The sequence below is a fragment of the Nocardia sp. NPDC004582 genome (assembly GCF_053602115.1).
The window spans coordinates 19907-27938 of record NZ_JBSGCY010000091.1 but is presented as its reverse complement, the minus strand read 5'-3'; the positions used below and the strand labels follow the sequence as shown (position 1 = coordinate 27938).

The window sequence follows — 8032 nt, the reverse complement described above, 5'->3', positions numbered from 1 at the left end:
GCGGGCGTTCTCGCTCGACTGCGCGACGGCGACCCGGGCGGCCTCCTCGGCCTGGGCGATGGCCAGCTGCGCCATCTCCTCGACCTGGGCGACCGCGGTCTCCCGGGCGGATTCGGCCTCGGCCAGGGCGAGCTGGGTCTCGGTGGCGCGTTCGCGCTCGACCCGCTCGGCGGTCTCGGTGGCCACTTTCTGCAGTTCCTCGCCACAGCGGGCGGTCCACTGCCACACCAGTTCGGCGATGCGCGACTGTTCGAGCACGACCGGCAGATTCACGGTCGGGTTGTCAGGGTCCGAGCGGCGCACCGCCGCACCGATGGCGGGCACGACATTCTCGGTCAGATTCGCGATCATGGCCTCGACCGCGGCCTCGCGATCCACCTGCTCTTCGCGCACGGCCGCGACACGGCCACGTTCGGCGCGCAGGGCGCGCCACAGGAATACCACCCCCACCACGGCGAGTACGAGCGCGGCAGCGAGGACCCAGGAAAGCAGCACGGCGTTGTCTTGATTCATCAATTCTCTTGTCGTCCGGCCGATCCTGAAATCGGCGGAGCCACCATAGCAGAATCCTCTGTGTCCCCGAACCTTTCGGTATCTCCGAGCAAACCGCCGACCGGAGTCCATGCAGCTCATCGCATTTCAGCGCACTCTTGCAGGCCGAGGGCTCGCTGCGGTGGACCGGCTTGCCGAGCGGGTCCGAACCCGAGGTCCGAGCGCCACAATATGGACGTTCGACCATCATTGCTGAGGTGGTGGCCGGGACCGGTGTTACCGGGCCTCGACCCCCGGTCGCCCTCCCCCGCGAGGGTTCCGGCGGTCCAGTTACTCCCCCGCGCCCGCTGCGGAAATGCCGGGGTCGCGTGCGGCCGGGACCGGTTCCGGTACCTCGGCGGCACGCCACCCCGGCATGATCACCTAGGCCCGGGCCGGGGCGGCCGCGGAGTCGCCGATCCACTCCAGCACCGCGGCGTCGACCTGGATCCGGCGCGGCAGCAGCCCGTTGGCGGCGAGCAGATCCGCGGCGCGCTGCTGTTCGGCCAGGAACTCCGGAGTCACCGGGCCGATTCCGAAGGGCCGGCCGCGCAGGGCGGCTTCCCACGCGTCCAGGTCGGCGTCCCCGCCGCGCACGCGGATGTCGTCCACGAAATACCGCGCGGCCTCGCGCGGGTGCTCGACGATCCAGGCGTCGGATTCGCGCAGTGCGGCGATGATCGCCTCCAGTTCCGGGCGGCGCTGTTCGGCGACATCACGGCGGGTGAACCATAGCGAGGGATGGCTGAAGACCGATTCGGTATCGACGATGGTGTGCAGGTCGACGGCGGCCTCCACGGCGGCCAGACCCGGATAGGCGCCGACCCAGGCGTCGAGTTCACCGGAACGCAGCAGATCGCCGCCGTCGTGCACGTCGGTGTCGACCGGTTCGATGTCGGCCCAGCCGAGCCCGGCGCGGTCCAGGGCGAACAGCAGCAGCGTGGTCTGCCAGGAGCCGTGCGCGATGCCGACCCGCTTGCCCTTCAGGTCGGCCGCGGTCTCGATGCCGCTGCCCGCCAGGGTCACCAGGCGTCCGTTCTCGATGCGCGGACCGGAGATGCCGACGTAGACGATGTCGCGGTCGTTGGCCAGGGCGGTGATCGGCGGGGTGAATCCGGTGCCGATGAAGTCGTAGCCGCGTTCGTCGAACAGCCAGTCCGAATGCTGGGACGGCAGGGCCGATTTCACATCGACAGGCGCGGGCCGGGGCAGTTCGCGCAGGTCCACCCATTCCACATCGGGCAGGGCGCGTTCGAGGATGCCGCGATGCCGCAGCACGAACAGCGAGTTGTTGTGCGGGAAGTAGCCCACGCGGATGCTCATGAGATCTCCTGGTGAATTCGGTTTTCCGGGGACGCGGCCGGGACGGCCGGGGTCGTGGGCGGGACGGGCGCCGGGCGGGCGAGGCGGGAGCGGCCCAGCAGCGGCAGCACTTCCTCGCCGACGCGGTAGGCCTCCTCCAGGTGCGGGTTCCCGGCCAGGATGAAGGCGTCCACGCCGAGGTCGACGAGTTCGTCGAGGCGCTGGGCGACCTGCTCGTAGCTGCCGACCAGTCCGAAGGCGGGCCCGCCGCGGATCAGGCTGAAGCCGCACCACACATTGGGTTGCACCTCCAGATCCCGGTAGCCGGTGATGGTTTCGGGCACCCAGCCCTGGATGCGGGCCGCGCCCACCGAATCGCCCTGGGCGGCCCGGTTGGCGGCGGCGCGGTCGACGAACGCCCAGCCCTGCTCGATCTCGGCCCAGGCGGCCTCCTCGGTGTCGCGGGCGACGATGTCGATGCGGACGGCGAACTTGGGTGCGCGGCCGGTCCGTTCGGCGTGGGCGCGGACGCCGTCGAATTTGGCGCGCAGGTCGGCGAAGGGCTCGAGCCAGGACAGGTAGTAGTCGGCGTGGCGTCCGGCGGCCTCCACCGCGGCGGGCGAGGAGCCGGAGAAGTAGACCTCGGGAAAGGGTTGTCCGGCCAGGGCGGGCGGCAGGGCCGCGCCCTCGGTGTGGAAGAAGCGGCCCGCGTGGTCGAACGGTTCGCCGTCCCAGACCCCGCGCAGGACGTCGAGGAATTCGCTGGTGCGCGCATAGCGGTCGTCGTGGGAAACCTTGTCGCCCCACCACAGTTGGGCCGGTCCCCCGCCGCCGCTGATGATGTTGTAGACCAGCCGTCCGCCGGTGGCGCGCTGCAGGCTCGCCGACATGCGCGCGGCTTGCACCGGGTGCAGGAAGCCGGGCTGGAAGGCGACCATGAATCGGTAGGTGGTGGTGTCGCGGGCCAGCGCCGCGGCCACCGCCCAGGGGTCCTCGGTGATCGGGAACGAGGGCAGCAGCCCGCCGAGGAATCCGGCCGACTCCGAGGCGCGGGCCACGGCCACGGCGTGATCGAGATAGCTGTAGCCGTCGAGCTCGCCGCCACGGACGGCCGGGGCGATATTGCCGGGCCCGTAGCCGCCGGCGTGGCCGCGGTTGTAGCGGCGCGGGGTGCGCAGGGAGGCGTGATCGCCTTCCATGCCGATGCGCCAATAGATGTCGATGGTCATGCGGTGGCCTCCTTCAGGGTGCGGCCGGCCGGGTCGGCCCGGAACAGCAGGTGTTCACCGGTCCGATGGACCTCCTCGAGGTGCGGGTGGCCCGAGAGCACGACGGTGCCGACCCCGGCGGCCGCGTAGTCGCGCAGCCGCCGCGCCACCTGGTCGTAGCTGCCGACCAAGCCGATGTCCTGGGGATAGCCCAGGTGGGCGAAGCCCGCCCAGCGCTCCTCGCCCAGTCGCAGCGCCGTGGCGTCGGTGGCGCCCGGATACAGTTCGCGCCACTGCCTCTCGACCCGGGCCCACGCCTCGGCCTCGGTGGCGCGGGCGATGATCGGGACCTCGACGCCGGTGCGCACGGTGCGTCCGGTCGCGGCGGTCAGCGCGCGCAGCCGGGTGAGAGCCGGTTCGATTCCGTCGGGTGTCTCGGTGAAGGTGTGCACGTCGGCGTGCCGCGCCGAGAGGTCCAGGGCCGCGGCCGAATTCCCGCTCAGGTGGACGACCGGGAACGGCAGGCCGGACAGGATGCCGCGGAATCCGCCGTTGACGACGTCGTAATGCTCGCCCGCGAAGTCGAATCCGGTGCCGCCGAAACCCGCGGGGGTCACCTCGGATTCGTTCCAGACGCCACGGGCGACGGTGAGGAATTCCGCCGCCCGCGCGTATCGGTCGTCGCCCTCGACGCGGTCGCCGCGCCGGCGTGCCTCCACCGGGTCGGTGTCGACCGCGAGCCGCCAGGCCAGGCGGCCCGCCGAGAACCGTTGCAGCGACGCCGAGATCTTGGCGGCGTACACCGGCGTCCCGAACGCGGGGTGGAACTCGACGATCACCCGTGCGTGCCGGGTGGCGCGCAGCGCGCCGGCCGCGACGATCCAGGATTCCTCCCCCGCCGGGTCGTAGGGAGCGAGAATCCCGTCGAGTCCGGACAGTTCCGCGGCGTGCACGATCTGGTGCAGGTCGTCGAACGGGCCGAAGCGTCCCGGCCGGACATCGGTGATATCGCGGTATCCGGGTCCGGGCGTGGTCGAGCGGTCGCCGATACCCTGCGGGCTCGCGGGATTCTCCTGCGGCCGCACGAGATTCGCGCCCGCGTCGGCAGCCGGGATCGGAGCCTGACCGCGACCGCGATGCCGCTGGCCGGGGTGGGCGCGACGGCCGTCGCCGCGGCTGGGCAGCCGCCACACGAAGTCGGTCATGCCGCCACCTGTCCGGCGGCCACCAGCGCACGCGCCTGTTCGAGGGGTTCGGGCGCCAGCCACGAGTCGAGGTCGAAGTCGGCGGCCAGGAAGCCGTGCGCGTAGAGGAACTGCTTCTGCGCCGCCAGCAGTTCGACACGGTCGGGCGACAGGCTCGGATGCAGGCCGACGGTGAAGTCGGTGCCATAGGCGGCGATGACACCGTCCGGGCCGGACAGGGTTTCGCGTTGCAGCACCTCGGCGGCCGCGGCGCGGTCGGTGGTGGCCCAGTCGGCGGCGCGCAGGGTTTGCGCGAGGAAGCCGATCACCGCCTCCGGGCGGGTGTCGAGCAGCTCCTGGTGCACGGTCAGGGGCCGGGGCGTGCCGTTGTTGACGCGCAGGGCCCGGGTGGCGGAGGCGTCGAGATCGACCGCGACCCGCAGACCGTGTTCCTTCGCGACCTCCTGCGCGTGCGCGCCCTTGACGTAGACGGCGTCGACCGTGCCGTCGAGCAGTTCGGCGACGCCCCAGGCCAGGGCGCGCTCGCGAGGCTGGATCTCGGTGCGCACCTGCGGATTCGGATCCACGCCGAGCTCGACGATCCGGACATCGGCGAGGGTGAGCCCGGCCGGGCGCAGCGCGTTGGCGAACCCGTGCAGGGCCATGGCGCGCGGGAAGCTGCGGGCCTGATCGCGGGCCCAGGCCGGGATGCCGACGCGCAGCCCCGCCAGCTCGGCGGCGGACGCGACCGGTGAATGCGGGCCGACCACAATGGCTTGCGCCTCGTCGATCCAGGTCAGGCCGATCAGGCGGGTGGGTGAACCCTGGGCGCGGGCGGCCAGGGCCGGGACGTTGCCGCCCTCGCGGATCAGCCCGGGCAGGGTGTGGTCGAAGTGGCGGACCGCGAGTTCGGGGCCCGCGTCCTGCAGCACGCCGAAGGCCAGGCCGTTGCGCGCGGCGGTGTCGCCGAGCCAGCCGAGGCTGTGGGCGAGGCCGCTGGCCGTGGGGACCGGGCAGCGGGTGTACCAGAGGGTGTCGGTCATGGTGTGCTCCTGGGTTTTTCGGGGTCGGCGCCGACGCCGAGCTGGGCGAGGAACGCCGAGCGGTAGAGAAGCGCCGCCGGGTCGGTGTGGTCGCGGGGGTGGGGCAGCTCGATGGCCCGGTCGACAGCGAAGCGGCCGCGGTCGAGGATGAGCACCCGGTCGGCCAGGCGTACCGCCTCGTCCACGTCGTGGGTGACCATGAGCACGGCCGGGCGGTGGCGGGCCACCAGATCGCCGACCAGGTCCTGCATTCGCAGCCGGGTGAGGGCGTCGAGGGCGGCGAAGGGTTCGTCGAGCAACAGCAGGTCGGGTTCCCGCACCAGGGCGCGGGCCAGGGCCGCGCGTTGCGCTTCGCCGCCGGACAGGGTGGCGGGCCATTGGCGGGCCTTGCCGTCGAGGTGCACCTCGGCCAGGGCGCGCAGTCCGGCGTCGCGGGTGGCGCGGGAACGACGCTGTCCGATGGTCACATTGGCCAGCACCCGTTTGGAGGGGACCAGGCGGGGCTCCTGGTAGACGGTGGTGCGGGCGGGCGGAACCAGGACCTGCCCGGCGTCGGGCTGTTCGAGTCCGGTGAGCAGCCGCAGCAGGGTGGTCTTGCCGGTGCCGCTGGGGCCCAGCAGCGCCACGAACTCCCCGCGCCGGATGGTGAGGTCGACGTCGTCGAGAATCACCTTCTCGCCGAAGGACTTCCGCAGCCCGGTGATGGAGACCGCGAGCGGCGCGGCAGGCTCGCCGAGGGCCGCGTCGTCGGCTCGGGACGTGTCCTGTGTGGCGGTGTTCGCCCTGGTGTGGTCGAGGGTGGTCATCGCAGCGCCGCCTGTCCGCGCCACGGCATGGCCACGCGCTCGATCAGCCGCACCGCGGCGTCGAAGATCAGGCCCAGCAGCGCGTAGAGCACCACGCACAGCACCATGTAGTCGGTGCGGTTGTACTCCTGGGCGAGGGTGACCAGGTACCCGACGCCCTCGGTGGTGCCGACCTGTTCGGCGGCGATGAGACCGGTGATGCTGATGGACAGGCACACTCGCAGCGCCATCAATACCCCCGGCAGTGCCGCGGGCAGGATCACCTCGAGCACCAGTCTTATGCCGCCGAGCCCGAACCCGCGCGCGGCCTCGATCAGCTTGCGGTCCACATTGCGCACGCCCAGATAGGTGTAGGCGTACATCGGCGCGACCGTGGCCACCGCGATGAGCGCCACCTTGTACAGCTCGTCGATGCCGAACCAGGCGATGAACAGCGGCACCAGCGCCAGGAACGGCACCGCGCGCACGATCTGCAGGGTCGAGTCCACCAGTTCCTCACCGAGACTCGACAATCCGGCCACCAGGCCCAGCAGCAGCCCCGCGCCCACCCCCAGCGCGACACCGATCGCGGCGCGGGTGAAGGAGGCCAGCGCGAAGTCCACCAGCTGACCGCTGCGAGCCAGCTCGAGCAGCGCCGACCACACCTTGCGCGGTCCGGCCAGCACCTGCGGCGACAGCGCGCCGGTGCCGGCCGCGATCCACCACGCCGCGATGATCAGCGCGGGCAGCACGAACCTCAGCGGCACGGAAACCCATGCGGGCCGGGCGCGTTCGGTCCGGGCGCGGGGCGGGGCCAGTCCGGCCCGCGCCGCGGCGGTCGCGTCCATGTCAGCGGCCCTGCTGCAGCCCGGCCGACTGCTCGGGGGTGAGTTTGGACTTCAGGTCGTAGAAGATGTCGGCGGCGGTGACGTCGCGGTTGATGACGCCGTTGTCGCGGAACAACTTCACGATGGCGGCCAGATCCGCAGCATCGGAGTCGGTGGGCAGATGCGGCGCGGTGGCCTCACCGCCGACGCGGATCGCGTCGGCCAGCCGGGGACCGCTCAGGGCGCGCGGACCGGACTGGTCGAACACGTTCTGGAACTCGGCGGGGTTGGCGCGCTGGCGAATCGTGAGCTGCTGGACCGTCTGCAGGAAGGCGGCCGCGATCTCGGGGTGCCGGTCGGCGACCTCGGTGCGGAAGACGAAGACGGTGTTGTCCTTGGAGCCGATGGACTGCTCGGTGGCGATCTCGACGCCGCCGTTGGCCTTGGCCTCCTGGTAGGGCACCAGGAACGAGGCCCAGGCGTCGACCTTGCCGGTGGCGAAGGCGGAGGCGGCGTCCTTCTGCTGCAAGGGAACCCGGGTCACCTTGTCGGCCGGCACGCCGGCCTGGGCGAGGGCCTGCAGCAGGATGTACTCGCCCTTGCCGGCCGGATTCACCGCGACCCGCTTGCCGACCAGGTCGGCGACCGACTTGATGCCCGACCCGGGCGCGGCCAGGATGCCGCTCTGGTCCTTGCCCGCCGGATCCGACACCGAGACGATACGCACGGCCACGTCCTTGGACAGGGCTCCGATCACCGGGCTGAAGGCGGCGTCGGAGACGTCGAGTTCCTTGGTGTTGAACAGTTTGAGCATGGAGCTGAAACCCGGTGTCGTGGTGACCCATTCGACGCGGGCGTGCAGCGGGGCGAGCGCCTTGTCGAAGAGTCCCTCGCGTTTGCCGACCGCGAGTGGTCCGGCATTGCCCGGATCGACGACCTTGAGCACGATCTCGCCCGGGGTGGCCTCGGTGGAGCCGGAACCGGAGCCGCACGCGGCGACCAGGGCGACGACGGGAGCCAGGATCAGGGCGTGACGCCAACGGCGTGGCCGGCGCGTGCGGTACATGGAGGGCACCTCTTCCGTTCGGAACTGTCCAACGATGCCTGGGGACAGTAGGGATTCCGGCGGGGCGAGGCGAGGTAATGCTTTCC

At 71.6% G+C, this 8032-nt stretch carries 7 protein-coding genes and 1 pseudogene; all 8 read right to left on the bottom strand.

Annotated features, from left to right (window positions below):
* Nucleotides 1-513 (bottom strand): annotated as a pseudogene (locus tag ACWELJ_RS23120) (hypothetical protein); the annotation flags it as partial.
* Between the two features lie 402 nt (nt 514-915).
* Nucleotides 916-1854, bottom strand: coding sequence for an ABC transporter substrate-binding protein (locus tag ACWELJ_RS23115; RefSeq protein ID WP_452368215.1), 939 nt, complete (start codon nt 1852-1854; stop codon nt 916-918).
* Nucleotides 1851-3062 (bottom strand): LLM class flavin-dependent oxidoreductase, encoded by a 1212-nt coding sequence (locus ACWELJ_RS23110; protein ID WP_452368214.1) that lies wholly within the window; start codon nt 3060-3062, stop codon nt 1851-1853. Before ACWELJ_RS23110 ends, ACWELJ_RS23115 begins: the two co-directional genes overlap by 4 nt.
* Nucleotides 3059-4246, bottom strand: a complete 1188-nt coding sequence (locus ACWELJ_RS23105; protein ID WP_452368213.1) for an LLM class flavin-dependent oxidoreductase — start codon at nt 4244-4246, stop codon at nt 3059-3061. Before ACWELJ_RS23105 ends, ACWELJ_RS23110 begins: the two co-directional genes overlap by 4 nt.
* On the bottom strand, nt 4243-5268 hold the full coding sequence (locus ACWELJ_RS23100; RefSeq protein WP_452368212.1) for an ABC transporter substrate-binding protein: 1026 nt from the start codon (nt 5266-5268) through the stop codon (nt 4243-4245). The genes ACWELJ_RS23105 and ACWELJ_RS23100 overlap by 4 nt, the downstream gene beginning before the upstream one ends.
* Nucleotides 5265-6074, bottom strand: coding sequence for an ABC transporter ATP-binding protein (locus ACWELJ_RS23095; protein ID WP_452368211.1), 810 nt, complete (start codon nt 6072-6074; stop codon nt 5265-5267). Before ACWELJ_RS23095 ends, ACWELJ_RS23100 begins: the two co-directional genes overlap by 4 nt.
* A complete protein-coding gene (locus tag ACWELJ_RS23090) occupies nt 6071-6901 on the bottom strand; it encodes an ABC transporter permease (RefSeq protein WP_452368210.1) in 831 nt (276 codons plus the stop codon). Before ACWELJ_RS23090 ends, ACWELJ_RS23095 begins: the two co-directional genes overlap by 4 nt.
* Before the next feature lies 1 nt (nt 6902).
* Nucleotides 6903-7946, bottom strand: a complete 1044-nt coding sequence (locus ACWELJ_RS23085; protein ID WP_452368209.1) for an NrtA/SsuA/CpmA family ABC transporter substrate-binding protein — start codon at nt 7944-7946, stop codon at nt 6903-6905.
* Nucleotides 7947-8032: the final 86 nt, after the last annotated feature.

What these genes read in the sequence shown, in the direction of transcription:
- ACWELJ_RS23105 (WP_452368213.1), bottom strand. Translation starts at nt 4,246, where the DNA reads ATGACCGACTTCGTGTGGCGGCTGCCCAGCCGCGGCGACGGCCGTCGC.
- ACWELJ_RS23110 (WP_452368214.1), bottom strand. Translation starts at nt 3,062, where the DNA reads ATGACCATCGACATCTATTGGCGCATCGGCATGGAAGGCGATCACGCC.
- ACWELJ_RS23100 (WP_452368212.1), bottom strand. Translation starts at nt 5,268, where the DNA reads ATGACCGACACCCTCTGGTACACCCGCTGCCCGGTCCCCACGGCCAGC.
- ACWELJ_RS23090 (WP_452368210.1), bottom strand. Translation starts at nt 6,901, where the DNA reads ATGGACGCGACCGCCGCGGCGCGGGCCGGACTGGCCCCGCCCCGCGCC.
- ACWELJ_RS23085 (WP_452368209.1), bottom strand. Translation starts at nt 7,946, where the DNA reads ATGTACCGCACGCGCCGGCCACGCCGTTGGCGTCACGCCCTGATCCTG.
- ACWELJ_RS23095 (WP_452368211.1), bottom strand. Translation starts at nt 6,074, where the DNA reads ATGACCACCCTCGACCACACCAGGGCGAACACCGCCACACAGGACACG.
- ACWELJ_RS23115 (WP_452368215.1), bottom strand. Translation starts at nt 1,854, where the DNA reads ATGAGCATCCGCGTGGGCTACTTCCCGCACAACAACTCGCTGTTCGTG.